Annotated in this window: 19 protein-coding genes and 1 pseudogene; 15 read left to right on the top strand and 5 right to left on the bottom strand. The window is 56.6% G+C overall.

All coding sequences use genetic code 11. The features are described from left to right. Positions 1–110: 110 nt before the first annotated feature. Positions 111–2,255 (bottom strand): phosphate acetyltransferase, encoded by a 2,145-nt coding sequence (gene pta, locus FT726_RS06250; RefSeq protein WP_176428128.1) that lies wholly within the window; start codon positions 2,253–2,255, stop codon positions 111–113. A gap of 69 nt (positions 2,256–2,324) precedes the next feature. Then, positions 2,325–3,527: an acetate kinase gene (ackA, locus tag FT726_RS06245; protein WP_021509203.1), complete on the bottom strand. Its 1,203-nt coding sequence runs from the start codon at positions 3,525–3,527 to the stop codon at positions 2,325–2,327. 339 nt (positions 3,528–3,866) lie between these two features. Between ackA and yfbV the strand changes: the two genes are divergently transcribed. The 3 genes from yfbV (at position 3,867) to FT726_RS06230 (ending at position 5,638) form a co-directional block, all read left to right on the top strand. After that, positions 3,867–4,319 carry a terminus macrodomain insulation protein YfbV gene (yfbV, locus tag FT726_RS06240; RefSeq protein ID WP_021509204.1) on the top strand — a complete coding sequence of 151 codons (453 nt, stop codon included), beginning with the start codon at positions 3,867–3,869 and terminating at the stop codon, positions 4,317–4,319. Between the two features lie 150 nt (positions 4,320–4,469). Then, the gene (locus FT726_RS06235) at positions 4,470–4,964 is read left to right on the top strand and encodes a YfbU family protein (RefSeq protein WP_021509205.1); all 495 of its coding nucleotides are present in this window, start codon (positions 4,470–4,472) and stop codon (positions 4,962–4,964) included. Positions 4,965–4,978: 14 nt separating this feature from the next. Beyond that, the gene (locus FT726_RS06230; protein ID WP_136545530.1) at positions 4,979–5,638 is read left to right on the top strand and encodes a sugar phosphatase; all 660 of its coding nucleotides are present in this window, start codon (positions 4,979–4,981) and stop codon (positions 5,636–5,638) included. 25 nt (positions 5,639–5,663) lie between these two features. On the opposite strand, the gene yfbR is transcribed toward FT726_RS06230, so the two are convergent. Both yfbR and FT726_RS06220 read right to left on the bottom strand, forming a co-directional pair. Beyond that, the gene (gene yfbR / locus FT726_RS06225) at positions 5,664–6,263 is read right to left on the bottom strand and encodes a 5'-deoxynucleotidase (protein ID WP_021509207.1); all 600 of its coding nucleotides are present in this window, start codon (positions 6,261–6,263) and stop codon (positions 5,664–5,666) included. 70 nt (positions 6,264–6,333) lie between these two features. Next, entirely contained in the window at positions 6,334–7,551 is a 1,218-nt protein-coding gene (locus FT726_RS06220; RefSeq protein ID WP_021509208.1) for a pyridoxal phosphate-dependent aminotransferase, read from the bottom strand. Between the two features lie 965 nt (positions 7,552–8,516). Here FT726_RS06220 and lrhA point away from each other — a divergent pair. Next, the gene (lrhA, locus tag FT726_RS06215; protein WP_021509211.1) at positions 8,517–9,440 is read left to right on the top strand and encodes a transcriptional regulator LrhA; all 924 of its coding nucleotides are present in this window, start codon (positions 8,517–8,519) and stop codon (positions 9,438–9,440) included. Positions 9,441–9,488: 48 nt separating this feature from the next. On the opposite strand, the gene FT726_RS06210 is transcribed toward lrhA, so the two are convergent. Next, on the bottom strand, positions 9,489–9,623 hold the full coding sequence (locus FT726_RS06210; RefSeq protein WP_346302567.1) for a hypothetical protein: 135 nt from the start codon (positions 9,621–9,623) through the stop codon (positions 9,489–9,491). Between the two features lie 477 nt (positions 9,624–10,100). On the opposite strand from FT726_RS06210, the gene FT726_RS06205 reads away from it, so the two are divergent. The 11 genes and pseudogenes from FT726_RS06205 (at position 10,101) to nuoL (ending at position 22,059) form a co-directional block, all read left to right on the top strand. Beyond that, entirely contained in the window at positions 10,101–10,544 is a 444-nt protein-coding gene (locus tag FT726_RS06205) for an NADH-quinone oxidoreductase subunit A (protein ID WP_021509213.1), read from the top strand. 15 nt (positions 10,545–10,559) lie between these two features. Next, positions 10,560–11,237 (top strand): NADH-quinone oxidoreductase subunit B family protein, encoded by a 678-nt coding sequence (locus FT726_RS06200; protein WP_021509214.1) that lies wholly within the window; start codon positions 10,560–10,562, stop codon positions 11,235–11,237. Between the two features lie 116 nt (positions 11,238–11,353). Next, the gene (nuoC, locus tag FT726_RS06195) at positions 11,354–13,153 is read left to right on the top strand and encodes an NADH-quinone oxidoreductase subunit C/D (RefSeq protein WP_031280036.1); all 1,800 of its coding nucleotides are present in this window, start codon (positions 11,354–11,356) and stop codon (positions 13,151–13,153) included. After that, positions 13,128–13,671 (top strand): annotated as a pseudogene (gene nuoE, locus FT726_RS06190) (NADH-quinone oxidoreductase subunit NuoE). Before nuoC ends, nuoE begins: the two are co-directional and overlap by 26 nt. Before the next feature lie 2 nt (positions 13,672–13,673). Continuing rightward, positions 13,674–15,014, top strand: coding sequence for an NADH-quinone oxidoreductase subunit NuoF (nuoF, locus tag FT726_RS06185; RefSeq protein ID WP_031280037.1), 1,341 nt, complete (start codon positions 13,674–13,676; stop codon positions 15,012–15,014). 100 nt (positions 15,015–15,114) lie between these two features. Further along, entirely contained in the window at positions 15,115–17,838 is a 2,724-nt protein-coding gene (gene nuoG, locus FT726_RS06180; RefSeq protein ID WP_211726732.1) for an NADH-quinone oxidoreductase subunit NuoG, read from the top strand. Further along, positions 17,835–18,812 (top strand): NADH-quinone oxidoreductase subunit NuoH, encoded by a 978-nt coding sequence (gene nuoH, locus FT726_RS06175; protein WP_021509219.1) that lies wholly within the window; start codon positions 17,835–17,837, stop codon positions 18,810–18,812. The genes nuoG and nuoH overlap by 4 nt, the downstream gene beginning before the upstream one ends. An 11-nt stretch (positions 18,813–18,823) precedes the next feature. Beyond that, positions 18,824–19,366 (top strand): NADH-quinone oxidoreductase subunit NuoI, encoded by a 543-nt coding sequence (gene nuoI / locus FT726_RS06170; RefSeq protein WP_021509220.1) that lies wholly within the window; start codon positions 18,824–18,826, stop codon positions 19,364–19,366. A gap of 10 nt (positions 19,367–19,376) precedes the next feature. Beyond that, positions 19,377–19,928, top strand: coding sequence for an NADH-quinone oxidoreductase subunit J (gene nuoJ, locus FT726_RS06165; protein ID WP_021509221.1), 552 nt, complete (start codon positions 19,377–19,379; stop codon positions 19,926–19,928). Next, entirely contained in the window at positions 19,925–20,227 is a 303-nt protein-coding gene (gene nuoK / locus FT726_RS06160; protein ID WP_013509877.1) for an NADH-quinone oxidoreductase subunit NuoK, read from the top strand. Before nuoJ ends, nuoK begins: the two co-directional genes overlap by 4 nt. Continuing rightward, positions 20,224–22,059 carry an NADH-quinone oxidoreductase subunit L gene (gene nuoL / locus FT726_RS06155; RefSeq protein ID WP_058775806.1) on the top strand — a complete coding sequence of 612 codons (1,836 nt, stop codon included), beginning with the start codon at positions 20,224–20,226 and terminating at the stop codon, positions 22,057–22,059. Before nuoK ends, nuoL begins: the two co-directional genes overlap by 4 nt. Positions 22,060–22,239: the final 180 nt, after the last annotated feature.

Here is a 22,239-nt window from a genome sequence, read left to right as displayed (position 1 = left end):
GTTAGCGCGCAGACGGGATTTTGCCAGTGCGTTTATACGGGCAGGGTTGTGGCGCAGGATAAAAAAAAGCACGCCCGGGCGGGCGTGCTGATGCGGAGCGGGGAAGGGGATTAGCCTTCAGCCTGCTGCGACTGAATCGCCGTCAGCGCAATGGTGTAGACGATATCATCGACCAGCGCACCGCGTGACAGGTCGTTAACCGGTTTGCGCATGCCCTGCAGCATCGGCCCGATGGAGATCAGGTCGGCAGAACGCTGCACCGCTTTGTAAGTGGTGTTACCGGTGTTGAGATCCGGGAAGATGAATACCGTCGCACGTCCGGCCACCGCTGAGTTCGGTGCTTTAGACTTGGCGACGTCTTCCATGATTGCGGCGTCGTACTGCAGCGGGCCATCAATCACCAGATCCGGGCGTTTTTCCTGCGCAATGCGCGTTGCTTCACGTACTTTCTCCACGTCGCTACCGGCACCGGAGTTACCGGTAGAGTAGGAGATCATCGCCACGCGTGGATCGATGCCGAAGGCTTTGGCGGAGTCGGCAGACTGAATCGCGATCTCGGCCAGCTGTTCCGGATTAGGATCCGGGTTGATGGCGCAGTCACCGTACACCAGCACCTGTTCTGGCAGCAGCATGAAGAACACTGAGGAGACCAGCGAGCTGTTCGGCGCGGTTTTGATCAGCTGCAACGGCGGACGAATGGTGTTGGCGGTGGTGTGAACCGCGCCCGAGACCAGACCGTCAACTTCGCCGCTTTCCAGCATCATGGTACCCAGCACCACGTTATCTTCCAGCTGCTCCTGCGCGACCACTTCGGTCATGCCTTTGCTCTTACGCAGCTCAACCAGGCGCGGCACGTAGTTGTCACGCACCACCTGCGGATCGACAATTTCAATGCCTTTGCCGAGCTCAACGCCCTGCGCTGCGGCCACGCGCTGAATCTCATCCGGATTGCCCAGCAGCACACAGGTGGCGATGCCGCGCTCGGCACAAATCGCTGCCGCTTTAACGGTACGCGGTTCGTCGCCTTCCGGCAGGACGATGCGCTTGCCGGCTTTACGCGCCAGTTCGGTGAGCTGATAGCGAAATGCCGGCGGTGACAGACGACGGCTGCGTTCGGATGTGGCGGTCAGCGATTCAACCCAGTCAGCATTAATAAAGCCGGCCACGTACTCCTGCACTTTTTCAATGCGCTGCGTGTCGTCAGCCGGCACTTCCAGGTTAAAGCTCTGCAGGCTGAGCGAGGTTTGCCAGGTGTTGGTTTTTACCATGAACACCGGCAGGCCGGTCTGGAAGGCGCGTTCGCACAGACGGGCGATCGGCGCTTCAATCTGATAGCCACCGGTCAGCAGCACTGCACCAATTTCGATGCCGTTCATCGCCGCCAGACAGGCCGCCACCAGCACGTCAGGACGGTCGGCTGAGGTCACCAGCAGCGAGCCCGGACGGAAGTGCTCCAGCATATGCGGGATGCTGCGCGCGCAGAAGGTGACGGATTTGACGCGACGCGTGTGGATTTCACCTTCGTTGATGATCTCCGCGTTGAGATGGCGGCACATATCAATGGCGCGCGTCGCGATCAGATCAAAGCTCCACGGCACGCAGCCCAGCACCGGCAGCGGGCTGTTGGCGAACAGTTGCTTAGGATCGATGTTGGCGATGCTGGCTTTCGAGGAGTCGTCGAAAATTTCTGACAGATCCGGACGGGTACGGCCCTGCTCATCCACTGGCGCGTTGAGTTTGTTGATGATGACGCCGGTGATGTTTTTGTTTTTGCTGCCGCCGAAGCTGCTCTGCGTCAGTTCGATGCGCTCTTTCAGCTGTGCCGGTGAGTCGTTACCCAGCGACATGACGAAGACGATCTCCGCGTTCAGCGTTTTGGCAATTTCATAGTTCAGCGCCGAGGCAAACTGATGTTTGCGCGTCGGAACCAGGCCTTCCACCAGCACCACTTCCGCATCTTTGGCGTTGGCGTGGTAGTTGGCGATGATCTCTTCCATCAGCACATCCTGCTGGTTAGAACCCAGCAGCGACTCAACGCGGGACATCGGCAGCGGAACCGCGGCCGGAATCGCGGAGTTTTTGCGAATGATGGTGGTGGTCTGGTCTGGCGCATCGCCGCCAGCGCGCGGCTGGGCGATCGGTTTGAACACGCTCAGGCGCACGCCTTTGCGCTCCATGGCACGAATCACGCCAAGGCTGACGCTGGTCAGGCCGACGCTGGTGCCGGTAGGAATAAGCATAATTGTACGTGACACTATAGAAACCTCGCGGTGTTACAGGGTGTCAAAAACAACACCGTCAGCCGAAGCTGACGGAGAGAAACATTACGCGGTGAGGCGCGCGGCGTCCTGGGCGATGACCCACTCTTCATTGGTTGGAATCACCACCGCCGGGCGGGTACCTTCTTTATTGATGAAGCCGGACTTGCCGAAGCGTGCAGCCAGGTTGCGCTCGTGGTCAACCTCGAAGCCAAGCAGACCCAGTTTGTCCAGCGCCAGCTCACGCACCATCGCCGCGTTTTCACCGATACCGCCGGTAAACACCACCGCATCCAGACGGCCTTCCATCAGCGCGGTGTAGCTGCCGATGTACTTCGCCAGGCGGTGACAGAACACATCCATCGCGCGTTTGGCATCGTCTTTGGTGGCGTAGTTATCTTCCACGTAACGGCAGTCGCTGGTGACTTCGGTCAGGCCCAGCAGGCCGGACTCTTTGGTCAGCAGTTTGTTGATCGCATCCACGCTCATGCCCAGCGTATCGTGCAGGAAGAAGACGATAGCCGGATCGATGTCACCGCTGCGGGTGCCCATCACCAGACCTTCCAGCGGTGTCAGACCCATTGAGGTATCTACGCACTGGCCGTTACGGATGGCCGCAACAGAACCGCCGTTGCCGAGATGGCAGGTGATGATGTTCAGCTCGCTGACCGGCTTGTTCAGCATTTTGGCGGCTTCCTGCGTCACATAGTAGTGACTGGTGCCGTGCGCGCCGTAGCGGCGCACGCCGTGCTCTTTATACAGGTTGTACGGCAGGGCATAGAGATAGGACTCTTCCGGCATAGTCTGATGGAAGGCGGTGTCGAAAACGGCGACATTTTTATCCGACAGGTGCGGGAAGTTTTTCATCGCTTCGTCGATACCGATCAGGTGCGCCGGATTGTGCAGTGGCGCGAAGGACGACGCGTCTTTAATGCCCTGAATGACGGACTCGTCAATCACCACCGATTGCGTCAGCTGCTCGCCGCCGTGAACGATACGATGGCCGATTGCAGCGATTTGTGCCGAAAGCTCTGGTTTTTGTGCCAGAATAGTTTTAACGATGAAGTTCAGCGCTTCGCTGTGCGCTGCGCCCGCGCCGAGCGGGGCTTCCTGTTTGCTGCCGTCCAGTTTCCACTTGATCCGCGCTTCCGGCAGGTGGAAACACTCCGCCAGACCGGAAAGGTATTCGTCACCGCTGGCTGGATTGAGAATGGCAAACTTAAGAGAGGAGCTGCCGCAGTTGAGGACCAGTACTAACTTCGTCGACATGGAAGTACCTATTTTGTTAAATAGTGGCTAAAAATAACGCAATCAGACTAACAGCGTAGCCTATGAAAGCTGGTAGATTAATGATTAACATCATGCGCTAGTCAAAAAAGAAACGACACGCAAAAAATTTCGGTAATTTTACGCAGATTTTTGAAATCCACGAAGCGAAACATGGCTCCAGCGCGCTCTTTTATTGAGCTGCGGCTTCCGGTAATGTTGCAAAAACGGCGTCAGAATACCCACTGTGACCCGCAAAGACAAAATCTTTTGAAGGATGTCACGTAAAGTTGTGTAGTTATGAAATTTTTTTAAATGTTGCAGTAATAGTTGAGGTCTACCATGGCGAATGACGCAGGCAATCCAGGCTGGTTCGGTTTATTTCAGCGCGGCCAGCACTACATGAAAACCTGGCCCGCCGACAAACGTCTGGCGCCGGTGTTTCCTGAGAACCGTGTGGTGACGGCAACCCGCTTTGCGATTCGCTTTATGCCACCGCTGGCCATTTTTACGCTGACGTGGCAAATCGCGCTCGGCGGGCAACTCGGCCCGGCGATTGCCACCGCGCTGTTTGCCTGTAGCCTGCCGATGCAGGGATTATGGTGGCTGGGTAAACGTTCCGTCACGCCGCTGCCGCCAACGCTGCTGCACTGGTTCCACGAAGTGCGCGCCAAACTGGAAGAGGCCGGACAGGCCATTGCCCCCGTTGACGGCAAGCCGACTTACCAGGCGCTGGCGGATGTGCTCAAGCGTGCTTTTAAGCAGCTCGACCGTACTTTCCTCGACGATCTTTGATCAAATGGCGCTTTTCTCTGCCAGAGAATTTGCGCCCAATCCCGGTTCAAATCAAAGAATAGTGATGCGGACATACACGCATCGCTTTCGTTGTGTAATCATTTCTGCATTGCTTAAAACTTAAGCGGCCCTGCGGCCCGGGAGTAAACCATGGAAATGACCCATGCACAGCGACTGATTCTTTCTAATCAATACCAGATGATGGCGATGCTTGAGCCGGATAACGCCGAGCGCTATCGCCGCTATCAGACCATCATTGAACGCGGCTATGGACTGCAATTGCGCGAGCTGGACAAAGAGTTCGGCGAACTGAGCGAGGCGACCTGCCGTACGCTGATCGACATTATGGAAATGCATCATGCGCTGCATGTTTCCTGGTCCAATCACAAGGCGCCGTGCAACATTGAAGAGCGTCGCCTGGCGTTTCTCGGCTTCGACGCGGCCACCGAAGCGCGTTACCTCGGCTACGTACGCTTTATGGTTAACGTGGAAGGGCGCTATACCCATTTCGATTCCGGCACCCACGGCTTCAATGCGCAAACCCCGATGTGGGAAAAATACCAACGCATGCTGGCGGTGTGGCACACTTGTCCGCGTCAGTATCACCTCAGCGAGAATGAGATCGCGCAAATCCTCAATGCCTGAATAAGGAGCAACGTGTGAAGTACAGGGGTTTTCTGTTTGATTTAGACGGGACGCTGGTGGATTCACTGCCGGCCGTGAATCGCGCCTGGTCACGCTGGGGCGCGCGCCACGGCCTGGCCGCGCAGCAGGTGCTGGACTACATTCACGGCAAACCAGCGATCAATTCGCTGCGCCACTTTATGGCGGGCCAGTCTGAAGCAGCGATCCAGGCTGAATTTCGCTGGCTGGAGCAGCTGGAAGCAGAAGACACGGCAGGCGTGCAGGCGATTGCCGGTGCACACGCGTTGCTGGCCACCCTGAACGCACTCGACATTCCCTGGGCGATTGTGACCTCGGGATCGATCCCGGTGGCGCACGCCCGTCATAAAGCGGCCGGTTTACCGCTGCCGGAGGTGTTTATTACCGCCGAGGACATTAAATTCGGTAAGCCCAATCCTGAACCTTATTTGCTGGGTGCTGAGCGGCTCGGGCTTTCTGCGCCAGAATGCGTAGTGGTGGAAGATGCACCGGCGGGCATTATCGCCGGGCTGGAAGCGGGCAGCGCGGTGGTGGCGGTCAATCCGCCGGCCGATGCGCCGCGCCTGAGCGAAGTGGCGCTGCAGGTGGAAAATCTGCAGCCGCTGCACATCAGTAAACAGCCGGACGGTTATTTCAGCGTGACGCTCCGCGCCTGAAACAGCCCACGCTGAGCGGCGCAGGTTACAGCGGCGTATCCTGGGAAATTTCATCCAGCGACAGGCTGAAGCTGGGGATGAAGACTTCAACGAAGTAGTCCATCTCCGGCGATCGCCGCTGCGCCAGCGTCTTCTCCAGACGGGCTTTGGCCAGCAGAAACTCGTTGTTGCCGGCCGACAATTCTTCAAGGCACTTGAGGTAGGCGCACAGCGCATCAGCCTGTTTTACCACCGCCTGCTCGCTCTCGCTATGCAGGTGCTCATCCAGCAGCGGACGATACGCGTCCTGCAACTCAGGCGGCAGCATCTCAATCAGCTTGTGCTGCGCAATCTTTTCGATCTTCTTGTATTCATGGGCAATCTGCGCGTTGTAATACTTTACCGGCGTGGGCAAATCGCCGGTCAGCACTTCGCTGGCATCGTGATACAGCGCCAGCATGGCGATGCGATCGGCATTCAGATTGCCGTTAAATTTTTTGTTTTTGATGATGGCCAGCGCGTGCGCCACCATGGCGACCTGCAGACTGTGCTCGGAGACATTTTCCGTGCGCACATTGCGCATCAGCGGCCAGCGGTTGATGAGTTTCAGGCGGGAGAGGTGGGCGAAAAAGTGGCTACGGGTCATGGACGGTTCCTGTTGCACGGCGGGGAGCTTGTGCGGCTCCCCGAAAGTCAAACAGTATACGCGTCACAGATTACTGGCGATAGCCTTGCAGGAAGCGACCAAACTTGTTGATCGCCATCTCGAGGTCGTCCACGCGCGGCAGGGTAACGATGCGCACGTGATCCGGCCACGGCCAGTTAAAGGCGGTGCCCTGCACCAGCAGCACTTTTTCCTGCAGCAGGAAATCCAGCACCATTTTCTGGTCGTCCATGATGTTGAATTTCTTCGCATCGATGCGCGGGAACATATACAGCGCGCCCTGCGGCTTTACGCAGCTGACGCCGGGAATATCGTTGATCAGTTCCCAGGCGCGCTGGCGCTGCTCGAACAGCCGTCCACCCGGCGCGATAAACTCGCTGATGCTCTGATAGCCGCCCAGCGCAGTCTGTATGGCATGCTGCGCTGGCACGTTAGCGCACAGACGCATCGAGGCCAGCATCTCCAGACCTTCGATATAGCCTTTAGCGTGCTTTTTCGGTCCGTTCAGTACCATCCAGCCCTGGCGGAAACCCGCCACGCGGTAGGTTTTGGACAGCCCGTTGAAGGTCACGGTCAGCAGATCCGGTGCCAGCGCGGCAATCGAATGATGCTGGGCTTCGTCATACAGAATCTTGTCGTAAATCTCGTCGGCGAAGATGATCAGGTTATGCTGGCGGGCGATCTCCACGATCTCCAGCAGCAGCTCTTTGCTGTACACCGCACCGGTCGGGTTGTTGGGGTTGATGATCACGATCCCGCGGGTACGCGGCGTGATTTTGCTGCGAATATCATCCAGATCCGGGAACCAGCCCGCGGATTCGTCGCACAGATAGTGCACCGCTTTGCCGCTTGACAGCGAAACCGCCGCCGTCCACAGCGGATAATCTGGCGCGGGCACCAGCATCTCATCGCCGCTGTTCAGCAGCGCCTGCATCGCCTGCACGATCAGTTCAGACACACCGTTGCCAATATAGATATCTTCTACCGTAACGTCGCGCATGTCGCGCGCCTGGTAGTGCTGCATGATGGCTTTACGTGCTGAATAGAGACCTTTCGAGTCGCAATAGCCTTGCGCGCTCGGCAGGTTACGAATCACGTCTACCAGGATTTCATCAGGGGCTTCAAAACCAAACGGGGCAGGGTTGCCGATGTTGAGTTTGAGAACTTTGTTGCCTTCTTCTTCGAGACGTTTAGCTTCTTTCAGTACCGGGCCACGAATGTCGTAACAGACATTTTCCAGCTTGCCGGATTTATCAATTTGAAAATTCATCGTTACCGCCTTAATGGGCAGAGTCCTTTTAACCTGCCACTAAAATCAAACCTGCTCAATTTACTCCTCTCACCGTAACAAAAGAAGGGCAGCGCTGGGTTTTGGCGCGATAGCCAGGCTTTGCCGGATTCAGTGGCGCGAAACGCATTTTTAACTATTAAAACTGGTTTAATTATCTATTAAAATGGCAGGAGTCAACATTAAATGCTTGCGCTGATCGGGTCGCCTGTAAACCGGGATATCCAGCCGCGCGCCGCGCCATTCAGCAATTTTTCATTTAACTGCGGTCTTATGAATGGTTAGCGACTTGATGAAATAGTTAAAGGAATCTTGTTAGATGCCGAAAAAATGTGCAGCAATGATTAAGCACTATCTGGCATGAGGCGATGACGATGGTTATTTGCTTTGCGAAGCGGTTGAAACCAGGCCCCGCCAGCCGGGGATAAAACCGCGTGGCAGCGGCTTAAATAGCATTTACTCTGTCACTTTAACGCTTATCATTCAGTTTAAGAACCAGGCGGGTTAAAAAATCAGCAGCGTTGTGGCAGGATGTGCCGGAAATGGCTTTTGGTCAAAAATTACGATGTTTTGAACAAAAACATTTCCATTTATAGCGTAAAAATGATTAAGTATAATTTATTATTTGATGCACTTTATCGCTTCGCATCAGCATAACAAGATGTTATTCCTTTTTGCCCCGCAGGACAGTTTGGCGGGAAACCAGGCAACTACACAGCTTCCAGCAACGTTCTACTGACGTCCCTGGCCCAGGAAGTTGTTCTGACTTTTACGACGCCATTGCCCGTTTTGCGGTGATGTGTTCGTCGGCATCCGCCTGACTCGATTTTTTCATGAGCGCCTTCACACAGGGCGATCATTAAGCACCATTACCACTTATCTCTTTGATAAGTATGGTAATACACCAGGGTAGTAGTTTCAAAAAATCTTATAAGTGAAGAAATAACATGACTAATGCAAATCGTCCGATACTGAATCTCGACCTCGATCTGCTGCGTACTTTTGTCGCCGTTGCTGACCTGAATACCTTTGCAGCCGCCGCTGCAGCAGTATGCAGAACGCAATCAGCCGTAAGCCAGCAGATGCAACGTCTGGAACAATTGGTAGGTAAAGAGCTGTTTGCCAGACATGGACGTAACAAATTGCTGACTGAGCATGGCATTCAGCTGCTTGGCTACGCCAGGAAGATCCTGCGTTTCAACGATGAAGCCTGCACTTCTTTAATGTACAGCAATATCCAGGGCGTGCTGACGATTGGCGCGTCTGACGATACCTCTGATACCATTCTGCCGTTTCTGCTTAACCGCGTAACGTCAGTGTATCCGAAACTGGCAATCGACGTCCGCGTGAAGCGTAATCCGTTTATGATGGAGATGCTGAACCAGGGCGAAGTGGATCTGGTGGTGACCACCTCCAGTCCGGGTAACTTCACCTACCAGGTGCTGCGCACCTCGCCAACGCTGTGGTACTGCGCTGCAGACTATATTTTCCAGCGCGGTGAAGCCATTCCGCTGGTGCTGCTGGATGAGCCAAGCCCGTACCGTGACATGGCGATCGATCATCTCAACGAAGCGGGTATCCCGTGGCGTATCTCCTACGTGGCTTCCACGCTGGCGGCGGTACGTGCGGCGGTAAAAGCGGGGCTGGGTGTCACCGCGCGTCCGGTTGAAATGATGAGCCCGGAGCTGCGCGTGATGGGGGCGGCAGAAGGCCTGCCGGTGCTGCCGGATACGCAATATCTGCTGTGCCGTAATCCGGACAGCGATAATGAGCTGGCACTGGCCATCTTCAACGCGATGCAGTCCACTAACGATCCTTACAATCTGAGCGCGAATCCGGACGGTACGCTGCTGCTGGATGATGAAGAGTAAGGTTGACCGTTACTGGTAATCCGTCACAACCGGCATGCCAGATAATTGTTAAAAGTTAGAGAAAAGAGCCTTAGCCTGATGAAAATCAGCTAAGGCTTTTTTTATGGCGCTTATTTCCGCTTTTTTAGCACGATTTGCACCTGATAATTTCACTAACTTCCTGAAAAGTGAAATGTGTTTCATTTTCATCCTGCGCGGAATTTATTTATCATTTCGTGCCAACTTTATCTCCGTCTTTCGCCAAACCGCCTGCCGGTTTTTCCAGCAAAAAACGTCAATATGTGTTCTGGATCAAAAAAATACCCCCGATAAGGGGGGGGAAATCCGCGCAAGACCTGTCAAACTATGATTGTTAAATGCACGATCCATGCATGTGAATACCCGCTACACTGAAATTAACCGTACAAACTGAAGCGATTTAGCTGGCGCTCAGGGGTGCATATGTTAATAATATGATGCGGGTGTAAATTAATGTTTGGATACTTTTGTCAAAGTTGACAAAAGGTTATAGAAAGGAGTAAAAAACCCCATAAAATTGCTGCTTAATTGATAAAGACAGCAAAGTTTATAAGGTTTTTTATCCTTCCCTTGAATCGATGTGGTGTGTTTGCTGCGACAGTGCAGGATGCCATCGCCACTTTTGATGAGTAAGCAAAGAGTATGTCAACAACCACAGAAGTCATCGCTCATCACTGGGCGTTTATTGTTTTCATTGTTATCGCGTTTGGCCTGTGTGCCTTTATGTTAACCGGTGGCTGGTTGTTAGGTGGACGTGCACGCGCGCGCCATAAAGACACGCCGTTTGAATCCGGTATCGAATCCGTCGGTGATACCCATATCCGCCTCTCGGCAAAATTCTATCTGGTTGCGATGTTTTTCGTCATTTTCGACGTCGAAGCCCTCTATCTATACGCATGGTCGACCTCCATTCGCGAAAGCGGCTGGGTCGGCTTTGTCGAAGCCGCAATTTTCATTTTGGTGCTCCTGGCAGGCCTGGTTTATCTGGTGCGCATCGGTGCGCTGGATTGGGCGCCTGCGCGTCGTCGCGTAGTCGTCAAATCGAGCCCGGTCAGCCACAGTCACACCAACCCTCATAAGCAGTAAAAGCGAGGCAATAAGATGGACTACACGCTGACACGCGTAGACCCGAACGGGGGCGATAACGACCGTTATCCCCTGCAGAAACAGGAGATTGTTACCGATCCTCTGGAGCAGCACGTTCATCGCAGCGTCTATATGGGCAAGCTCGAGCACGCCCTGCATGACATGGTGAACTGGGGTCGTAAAAACTCTCTCTGGCCGTATAACTTCGGCCTTTCCTGTTGCTACGTGGAAATGACCACGTCATTCACCGCAGTACATGATGTGGCGCGTTTCGGTGCGGAAGTAATGCGCGCCTCGCCACGTCAGGCTGACTTTATGGTGATCGCCGGTACGCCGTTTACCAAAATGGCGCCGGTGATTCAGCGTTTGTATGACCAGATGCTGGAACCAAAATGGGTGATTTCGATGGGGGCCTGCGCCAATTCCGGCGGCATGTATGACATCTATTCGGTGGTACAGGGTGTGGATAAATTCCTGCCGGTTGATGTGTATATCCCGGGTTGTCCGCCACGTCCGGAAGCTTACATGCAGGCGCTGCTGCTGCTGCGTGAGTCCATCGGCAAAGAACGTCGTCCACTCTCGTGGGTGGTTGGCGATCAGGGCGTGTATCGCGCCAATATGCAGTCTGAGCGTGAAAGAAAGCGCGGTGAGCGTATTGCCGTCACCAACCTGAGAACCCCAGACGAAGTTTAAGCACCCCGTACACGGATGGAGCCACGGCCGCAGCAGATAATGACAACGTAGTGTGTGCCGCCATCCTGACGCCTTCTTTTGAGTGCCTGATTACAGGCCGGAATGGTGAGTAACGTATGACAGATTTAACCACGCAAGATCTCGCTCAGCCTGCATGGCAAACCCGGGATCACCTGGATGATCCGGTGATCGGCGAGCTGCGTAACCGTTTTGGGCCGGATGCCTTTACCGTTCAGGCCACCCGCACCGGCATTCCGGTCGTCTGGGTGAAGCGTGAACAGCTACTGGAAATCATTGAATTCCTGCGTAAGCTGCCGAAGCCGTACGTCATGCTCTATGACCTGCACGGTTTCGATGAGCGTTTACGTACCCACCGCGCCGGTCTGCCCGCCGCGGATTTTTCCGTTTTCTATCACCTGCTGTCGATTGAACGCAACCGCGACATCATGCTCAAGGTGGCGCTGTCTGAAAACGATCTGAATGTGCCCACCATCACCAAAATTTTCGCCAACGCCAACTGGTACGAGCGCGAAACCTGGGAGATGTTTGGTATCACCTTCAACGGCCACCCGCACCTGACGCGCATCATGATGCCGCAGACCTGGGAAGGGCACCCGCTGCGTAAAGACTACCCGGCGCGCGCCACCGAGTTCGATCCTTTCACGCTGACTAAGCAGAAAGAAGATCTGGAGATGGAGTCACTGACCTTCAAGCCGGAAGACTGGGGCATGAAGCGTGGCACCACCAATGAGGATTTCATGTTCCTCAACCTCGGTCCGAACCACCCTTCAGCGCACGGTGCGTTCCGCATCATTCTGCAGCTGGATGGCGAAGAGATCGTCGACTGCGTACCGGACGTGGGTTACCACCACCGCGGCGCGGAGAAGATGGGCGAGCGTCAGTCGTGGCACAGCTATATTCCGTATACCGACCGTATCGAGTACCTCGGCGGTTGCGTAAACGAAATGCCTTACGTGCTGGCGGTGGAAAAGCTGGCAGGCATCACCGTACCGGATCGCGTGAATGTAATTCGCGTGATGCTGTCAGAGCTGTTCCGTATCAACAGCCACCTGCTGTACATCTCCACCTTTATTCAGGACGTCGGTGCCATGACGCCGGTGTTCTTTGCCTTTACCGACCGTCAGAAAATTTATGACGTGGTGGAAGCGATCACCGGTTTCCGTATGCACCCGGCGTGGTTCCGCATCGGCGGTGTGGCGCACGATCTGCCGAAAGGCTGGGAACGTCTGCTGCGCGAGTTCCTCGACTGGATGCCGAAGCGTCTGAAAGAGTACGACAAAGCTGCGCTGCGCAACACCGTACTGATGGGCCGTTCGCAGGGCGTGGCCGCTTATAACATGGACGAAGCGCTGGCGTGGGGCACCACCGGTGCCGGTCTGCGCGCCACCGGTCTGGATTTCGACGTGCGTAAATGGCGTCCCTATTCCGGCTATGAAAACTTCGACTTCGAGGTGCCGGTCGGCGCCGGCATCAGCGACGCTTACACCCGCGTGCAGCTGAAGATGGAAGAGATGTGGCAGTCGCTGCGTATCCTTGAGCAGTGTCTGAAAAACATGCCGGAAGGGCCGTTTAAGGCCGATCATCCGCTGACCACGCCGCCACCGAAAGAGCGCACGCTGCAGCACATTGAAACCCTGATCACCCACTTCCTGCAGGTTTCGTGGGGCCCGGTAATGCCGGCCAACGAATCGTTCCAGATGATTGAAGCGACGAAAGGGATCAACAGCTACTACCTGACCAGCGATGGCAGCACCATGAGCTACCGCACCCGCGTGCGTACGCCGAGCTTCCCGCATCTGCAGCAGATCCCTTCGGTGATCCGCGGCAGCCTGGTATCCGACCTGATCGTGTACCTCGGTAGTATCGATTTTGTTATGTCAGACGTGGACCGCTAATTATGCACGATCAAAAAATTGCCATTCAAACCATCGACCCGACTGAGGTCTTTGTGCTGAGCGAGGCCGAGCACCACGCTATTGAGCATGAAAAACATCACTATGAAGATGCGCGCGCGGCGTCGATTGAAGCGCTGAAGATCGTGCAGAAGCAGCGCGGCTGGGTGCCGGACGGTGCCATCAACGCGATTGCTGAGGTACTGGGCATTCCGGCCAGCGACGTAGAAGGTGTGGCGACGTTTTACAGCCAGATCTACCGTACGCCGGTTGGCCGCCACGTGATTCGCTACTGCGACAGCGTGGTGTGCCACATCACCGGTTACCAGGGCATTCAGGCGGCGCTGGAGCAGAACCTGAACATTAAGCCAGGACAAACCACGCCGGATGGCCGCTTTACGCTGCTGCCAACCTGCTGCCTCGGCAACTGTGACAAAGGCCCGACCATGATGGTGGATGAAGATACCCACGTTCACCTGACGCCGGAAGGCATCGCCAACCTGCTGGAGCAGTATCAATGACCATTAAACAGATCATTCGTACTGCGGAAACCCATCCGCTGACCTGGCGTCTGCGTGACGACAAACAGCCGGTATGGTTCGATGAATACCGCAGTAAAAACGGCTACGTTGGCGCCGATAAAGCGCTGAAGGGCATGAGCCAGGACGAGATCGTCGCCGCGGTGAAGGACTCCGGTCTGAAAGGGCGCGGCGGTGCGGGCTTCAGCACCGGTCTGAAGTGGAGCCTGATGCCCAAAGATGAATCCATGAACATCCGTTACCTGCTGTGTAACGCTGATGAGATGGAACCAGGCACTTATAAAGACCGCCTGCTGATGGAGCAGTTGCCGCACCAGCTGGTGGAAGGCATGCTGATCAGTGCGTTTGCGCTGAAAGCCTACCGTGGCTACATCTTCCTGCGCGGTGAATACATCGAAGCCGCGGAAAACCTGCGTCGAGCCATCGCCGAAGCCACTGCCGCGGGCTATCTCGGCAAAAACATTCTTGGTACCGGCTTCGATTTCGAACTGTTTGTTCACACCGGTGCGGGCCGCTATATCTGCGGCGAAGAGACCGCGCTGATCAACTCGCTGGAAGGGCGCCGCGCTAACCCGCGTTCCAAGCCGCCGTTCCCGGCCAGTGCCGGTGTCTGGGGCAAACCGACCTGCGTTAACAACGTTGAGACACTGTCCAACGTGCCGGCGATCTTCCTGAATGGCGTGGAGTGGTACAAAAACATCTCCAGCAGCGAAGACACTGGCACCAAGATGATGGGCTTCTCCGGCCGGGTGAAAAATCCGGGCGTGTGGGAGCTGCCGTTTGGTACCACCGCGCGTGAAATCCTCGAGGATTATGCCGGCGGAATGCGCGATGGCCTCAAGTTCAAAGCCTGGCAGCCGGGCGGAGCCGGTACCGACTTCCTGACCGAGCAGCACCTCGACCTGCCGATGGAATTTGCCAGCATCGGCAAAGCCGGCAGCCGTCTGGGTACCGCGCTGGCGATGGCGGTCGACCACGAAATCAATATGGTGTCGCTGGTACGCAACCTCGAAGAGTTCTTTGCGCGCGAGTCGTGCGGCTGGTGTACGCCGTGCCGTGATGGTCTGCCGTGGAGCGTGAAGATCCTGCGTGCGCTGGAGCAGAAAAAAGGCCAGCCGGGGGATATCGAAACCCTGCTGCAGCTGTGCCGCCAGCTCGGTCCGGGCAAGACGTTCTGCGCCCACGCACCGGGTGCCGTTGAGCCACTGCAGAGCGCGATTAAATATTTCCGTGACGAGTTTGAAGCTGGCATTGCGCCGCAGGTGTTTGGCAATACCCGCGCCATTGGCGGGATTCAGCCTAACCTGCTGAAAGCGCGCTGGTAAGCCGCCGTCGTACACGGAATCGCCCGGGCCTGAGGCTGCGGGGCAGGAATTAGATGTTTAACGCTCGTCTGCGGACGAGCCTTACGGAAGCATGTTCACTATGGCTACAATCCATGTAGACGGTAAAGAATATGATGTGAACGGAGCGGACAACCTGCTGCAGGCGTGTCTGTCTCTGGGCCTTGATATTCCTTATTTTTGCTGGCATCCGGCGCTGGGAAGCGTGGGAGCCTGCCGCCAGTGCGCGGTAAAGCAATTCCAGAATGCCGAAGATACCCGTGGTCGCCTCGTCATGTCCTGCATGACGCCTGCGTCTGACGGCACCTTTATCTCCATCGACGATGGCGAAGCGAAAGAGTTTCGTGAAAGCGTGGTGGAGTGGCTGATGACCAACCACCCGCACGACTGTCCGGTGTGCGAAGAGGGCGGTAACTGTCACCTGCAGGATATGACGGTAATGACGGGACACAGCTTCCGTCGCTACCGTTTTACCAAGCGTACCCATCAGAATCAGGATCTCGGGCCGTTTATCTCGCATGAGATGAACCGCTGTATCGCCTGTTACCGCTGCGTGCGCTACTACAAAGATTACGCCGATGGCAAAGATCTTGGCGTGTACGGCGCGCATGACAACGTCTACTTTGGCCGTCCGGAAGATGGCACGCTGGAGAGCGAATTCTCCGGTAACCTGGTAGAAATCTGCCCGACCGGCGTGTTCACCGATAAAACCCACTCTGAACGCTATAACCGTAAGTGGGATATGCAGTTTGCGCCCAGCATCTGCCAGCAGTGCAGCGTGGGTTGTAACACCAGCCCGGGCGAACGCTATGGCGAGCTGCGTCGTATCGAAAACCGCTACAACGGCTCGGTAAACCACTACTTCTTGTGCGACCGTGGCCGTTTCGGCTATGGCTACGTGAACCGTAAAGATCGTCCGCGTCATCCGGAACAGATGCGCGGCAGCGACCGTATCACGCTGAACGCAGAGCAGGCGGTTAATGCCGCCGCGGATATCCTGCGTCAGGCGAAGAAGGTGATCGGTATCGGTTCACCTCGCGCCAGTATTGAAAGCAACTTCGCGCTGCGCGAACTGGTGGGCGCAGAAAACTTCTCAACCGGCATGCCGGCAGCTGAGCAGGCGCGGGTTGAGCTGATGCTGAAAGTGCTGCAGCAGGGCGGCATCTACACGCCATCGCTGCGTGAAATTGAAAGCTATGACGCCGTGCTGGTGCTGGGTGAAGACCTGACTCAGGTTGGTGCCCGCGTGGCGCTGTCGGTGCGTCAGGCCGTTAAAGGCAAAGCACGCGAAATGGCCGCCGCTCAGAAAGTTGCGGACTGGCAGATCGCCGCCATCCTCAACATTGGTCAGCACGCCAAACATCCGCTGTTTGTCACTAACGTTGATGAAACCCGTCTCGATGATATTGCCGCGTGGAGCTATCGCGCACCGGTGGAAGATCAGGCACGCCTGGGCTTCGCCATCGCGCACGCGCTGGATGACAGCGCACCGGCGGTTAGCGACTTTGACAGCAGCCTGAACGGCAAGCTGGACGTGGTGGTACAGGCGCTGGCCGGCGCGAAAAAACCGCTGATCATTTCCGGCACCCACTCGGGCAGCACGGCAATGATTGAAGCGGCAGCCAACGTGGCTAAAGCGCTGAAAGCGCGCGGTGCTGACGTCGGTATTACCTTCCTCGCCGGTGCCGCCAACAGCTTCGGTCTCGGCCTGATGGGCGGCCAGTCGCTGGACAGCGCGCTGGAGCAGCTGGACAAAGGCGAAGCGGAAGCGCTGGTGGTGCTGGAGAACGATCTCTACCGTCACGCACCGAAAGCCACCGTCGATGCAGCACTGCATAACACCGCGCACGTGATCGTGGTTGATCATCAACGCACCGCCACGCTGGAGAAAGCCGGTCTGGTGCTATCCACCGCCAGCTTTGCCGAGAGCGACGGCACCTCCATCAACCATGAAGGTCGCGCCCAGCGCTTCTTCCAGGTTTACGATCCGGCCTACTACGACGATAGCGTGGTGATGCTGGAGAGCTGGCGCTGGCTGCATTCGCTGCACAGTGCCGTCGAGAGCCGCCAGATTGACTGGACGCAGCTCGATCACGTGATTGATGCCGCGATTGTGGCGCTGCCACAGCTGAAAGGGATTAAGGATGCGGCGCCGGACGCCAGCTTCCGTATTCGTGGCCAGAAACTGGCGCGTTCACCGCATCGTGCCAGTGGCCGTACCGCCGCGCGCGCCAACATCAGCGTGCACGAACCGCGTCAGCCGCAGGATAAAGACACCATGTTTGCCTTCTCCATGGAAGGTAACAACCAGCCGTCGGCACCGCGTTCGCAGATTCCTTTTGCCTGGGCACCAGGCTGGAACTCACCGCAGGCGTGGAACAAGTTCCAGGCGGAAGTGGGCGGCAAACTGCGTCATGGCGATCCGGGCGTGCGGCTGTTCGAAGCCAGCGAAAGTGCACTGGACTGGTTCAGCCAGGTTCCGGCACGCTTCGTGGGCGGCAGTCAGTATCGCGTGGCACCTTACTATCAGCTGTTTGGTAGTGAAGAGATGACTCAGCGCTCGCCAACCTTCCAGAAACGCATGGCACCGGCCACGCTGGTGATCAATCCGGCAGATGCTGAGAAGCTGGGCGTTAATAACGGTGCGTCCGTGGAGCTGGTTTGCGCCGGTGAAACGCTGCGTCTGCCGGTGCGCTTCTCTGCGGCACTGCAGGCGGGGCAGGTGGGTCTGCCGCTCGGCATGCCGGGTGTACCGCCGTTCCTCGCGGGTGCGCAAATTGACAAACTGCAGGAGGCAGCGCAATGAGCTGGCTGACACCGGACGTTATTGACATCATCCTGCAGGTGGTGAAAGCCATTGTCATCCTGCTGGTGGTGGTGGCCTGTGGTGCCTTCATGAGCTTTGCCGAGCGTCGTCTGCTCGGCCTGTGGCAGAACCGTTATGGACCGAACCGCGTAGGCTGGGGCGGCTCGCTGCAGCTGGCGGCGGACATGATCAAAATGTTCTTTAAAGAGGACTGGGTTCCGCCGTTTACCGATCGCTTCATCTTTACCCTGGCACCGGTTATCGCCTTCGTTTCGCTGCTGCTGGCGTTTGCGATTGTGCCGGTTTCGCCGAGCTGGATGGTCACCGACCTGAACATCGGTCTGCTGTTCTTCCTGATGATGGCGGGTCTGGCGGTTTACGCCGTACTGTTCGCGGGCTGGTCGAGTAACAACAAATACTCGCTGCTCGGTGCAATGCGTGCCTCCGCGCAGACCCTGAGCTACGAAGTGTTCCTTGGCCTGTCGCTGATGGGCGTGGTGGCGCAGGCGGGTTCCTTTAACCTGAACGCCATCGTTGAGAGCCAGACGCACCTGTGGAATATCATCCCGCAGTTCTTTGGCTTCGTGACCTTCTGTATTGCTGGCGTCGCGGTGTGCCACCGTCATCCGTTTGACCAGCCGGAAGCGGAACAGGAGCTGGCCGACGGTTACCACATCGAATATGCCGGGATGAAGTTCGGCCTGTTCTTTGTCGGTGAGTACGTGGCCATTACTACCGTTTCGGCGCTGATCGTCACCCTGTTCTTCGGTGGCTGGCACGGTCCGTTCCTGCCGCCGTTCATCTGGTTCGCCCTGAAAACGGCGTTCTTTATGGTGATGTTTATCCTGATTCGTGCTGCGCTGCCGCGTCCACGCTATGACCAGGTGCTGTCGTTCGGCTGGAAAGTATGTCTGCCGTTGACGTTATTGAACCTGCTGGCCACTGCCGCAGTGATTCTGTACAACGCGCAGTAAGGGGTTTTGAGATGACTTTAAAAGATATTGTCGTTGGCTTCGGCACGACAGTGCGCAGTATCTGGATGATTGGCATGCATGCCTTCGCCAAACGCGAAACCCAGATGTATCCGGAAGAGCCGGTTTATCTGCCGCCGCGCTACCGTGGCCGTATCGTGCTGACGCGCGATCCGGACGGCGAAGAGCGCTGCGTGGCCTGTAACCTGTGCGCCGTTGCCTGCCCGGTCGGCTGTATTTCGCTGCAGAAAGCGGAGATGCAGGATGGCCGCTGGTATCCGGAATTTTTCCGCATCAACTTCTCGCGCTGCATCTTCTGTGGTTTATGTGAAGAAGCCTGCCCGACCACCGCGATTCAGCTGACGCCGGACTTCGAACTCGGTGAGTTCAAGCGTCAGGATCTGGTGTATGAGAAGGAAGATCTGCTGATTTCCGGCCCGGGTAAATATCCGGAGTACAACTTCTACCGCATGGCAGGTATGGCGATCGACGGTAAAGACAAAGGCGACGCGGAAAACGAAGCCAAACCGATCGACGTTAAAGGCTTATTACCTTAAGGAGCCAGGTATGGAATTTGCGTTTTATCTTTGCGGACTGGTGGCGGTGCTGACGACATTGCGCGTCATCACCCACACCAATCCGGTACATGCGCTGCTGTACCTGATTGTTTCGCTGCTGTCGATTGCCGGCGTGTTCTTCTCAATGGGTGCCTATTTTGCCGGTGCGCTGGAGATCATCGTCTATGCCGGTGCCATCATGGTGCTGTTTGTGTTCGTGGTGATGATGCTTAACCTGGGTAAAACCCAGCAGGATCAGGAGCGCGAATGGCTGAAGCCGTCGCTGTGGATCGGTCCGGGCATTGTCTCGCTGCTGCTGCTGGTGGTGATGATCTACGCCATCCTGACCGCGACCGACCAGGGTATTGATGGCACCGTCATCGATGCCAAAGCGGTGGGCATCAGTCTGTTTGGCCCGTATGTTCTGGCGGTTGAGCTGGCGTCAATGCTGCTGCTGGCCGGTCTGGTGGTGGCGTTCCATATCGGACGTGAAGATCGTCAGGGCGAAGTGCTGAGCAACCGCGTGTCAGACGCGGCGGCCAATAAGGAGGAGCACGCATGATCCCGTTACAACACGGCCTGATTCTGGCTGCTGTGCTGTTTGTTCTCGGCCTGACCTCGCTGGTACTGCGCCGCAACCTGCTGTTTATGCTGATCGGTCTGGAGATCATGATCAATGCCGCGGCGCTGGCGCTGGTGGTGGCAGGCAGCTACTGGGGACAAGCCGACGGTCAGGTGATGTATATCCTGGCAATCAGCCTCGCGGCGGCGGAAGCCAGTATTGGTCTGGCGCTGCTGCTCCAGCTCTATCGTCGTCGTCAGACGCTGAACATTGACACAGTGAGCGAGATGCGCGGATGAATCTTCTCTATTTAACCGTATTATTTCCGCTGATTGGCTTCCTGCTATTGGCGTTTTCCCGTGGTCGCTGGTCGGAGAACCTGTCGGCTGCGGTGGGGATGGGTTCAGTGGGCCTTGCGGCGCTGACCACCGTATTTGTGGGTGTGGACTTCTTTAGTCACGGCCAGCAGCCATTTACCCAGGCGCTGTGGACCTGGATGCACGTGGGTAACTTTGACATCAAAGTGAACCTGGTGCTGGATGGTCTGTCGCTGACCATGCTGTCGGTGGTCACCGGCGTCGGCTTCTTCATCCACATGTTCGCTTCGTGGTACATGCGCGGTGAAGAGGGTTATTCACGCTTCTTCGCTTACACTAACCTGTTCATCGCGAGCATGGTGGTGCTGGTGCTGGCCGATAACCTGATGCTGATGTACCTGGGCTGGGAAGGGGTAGGGCTGTGTTCCTACCTGCTGATTGGCTTCTACTACAGCAATCCGGAAAACGGCAAAGCGGCGATGAAAGCTTTCATCATCACCCGTGTCGGTGACGTGTTCCTCGCCTTTGCGCTGTTCATTCTCTACAACGAACTGGGTACGCTGAACTTCCGTGAGCTGATGGAGCTGGCCCCGGCGCACTTCGCGGCGGACAACCACATGCTGCAGTGGGCGACGCTGATGCTGCTGGGCGGTGCCGTGGGTAAATCGGCACAGCTGCCGTTGCAGACGTGGCTGGCCGATGCGATGGCCGGTCCGACGCCGGTCTCCGCGCTGATCCACGCTGCCACCATGGTAACCGCAGGCGTCTATCTGATTGCCCGCACCCACGGTCTGTTCCTGCTGACGCCGGAAGTGCTGCATCTGGTGGGTATCGTCGGTGCGATTACGCTGGTGCTGGCGGGCTTCGCCGCGCTGGTGCAGACCGACATCAAACGCGTGCTGGCTTACTCCACCATGAGTCAGATCGGCTACATGTTCCTGGCGCTGGGCGTACAGGCGTGGGACGCCGCGATTTTCCACCTGATGACCCATGCGTTCTTCAAGGCGCTGCTGTTCCTCTCTTCCGGTTCCGTGATTCTGGCCTGTCATCACGAGCAGAATATTTTCAAAATGGGCGGTCTGCGTAAGAGCATCCCGCTGGTGTATGTCTGCTTCCTGGTGGGCGGTGCTGCGCTGGCCGCGCTGCCGCTGATTACCGCCGGCTTCTATAGTAAGGACGAGATTCTGTTCGGTGCGCTGGCTAACGGTCACATCAATCTGATGGTCGCCGGTCTGGTGGGTGCATTCCTTACCTCAATCTACACCTTCCGCATGATCTTCATCGTGTTCCACGGCGAAGAGAAAATTCATGCGCATGCCGGTAAAGGCATTACGCATCATCTGCCGCTGATTGTGCTGCTGGTACTCTCGACCTTCGTTGGCGCGCTGATTACGCCTCCGCTGGCGGGCGTGCTGCCACAGAACGAGTTTGGTGAAACCGGCAAAGTGGCGCTGGAAATCACCTCGGGTGCCGTGGCGATTATCGGAATCCTGATTGCCGCCGCGCTGTGGCTGGGCAAACGTCAGCTGGTCACCCGCATCGCCAACAGCGCGCCGGGCCGTTTCTTCGGCACCTGGTGGTTTGCGGCCTGGGGCTTCGACTGGCTGTACGACAAGGTATTTGTTAAACCGTACCTTGGCATTGCCTGGCTGCTGCAGCGCGATCCGCTCAACTCCCTGATGAACCTGCCGGCGCTGCTGTCGCGCATCGGTAATAAAGGTCTGGTGGTGAGTGAGAACGGCTATCTGCGCTGGTATATCGCGTCGATGAGCGTCGGTGCCGTGGTGGTGCTGGCGCTGATGCTGGTGATTTAACGATTGATGAGCGGGGCGCGCGATGGTTTAGCGCCCCACGTAAGAATGTTCAAAATTGTCTGATGCACGGGTGAGATCAACGCAGTCAGTTTGGTGTTCGCCAGCGCAGCAACCGGCGCGTAGTAATACGTGAACGTTGCCCGCGCGGGCGAGGCGAAACAGGCGCGTCCGATAGCCTGA

The organism is Pantoea sp. Morm, from assembly GCF_016643525.1.
GTDB lineage: Bacteria > Pseudomonadota > Gammaproteobacteria > Enterobacterales > Enterobacteriaceae > Pantoea > Pantoea dispersa.
This window is presented reverse-complemented; position numbering and strand designations above follow the sequence as displayed.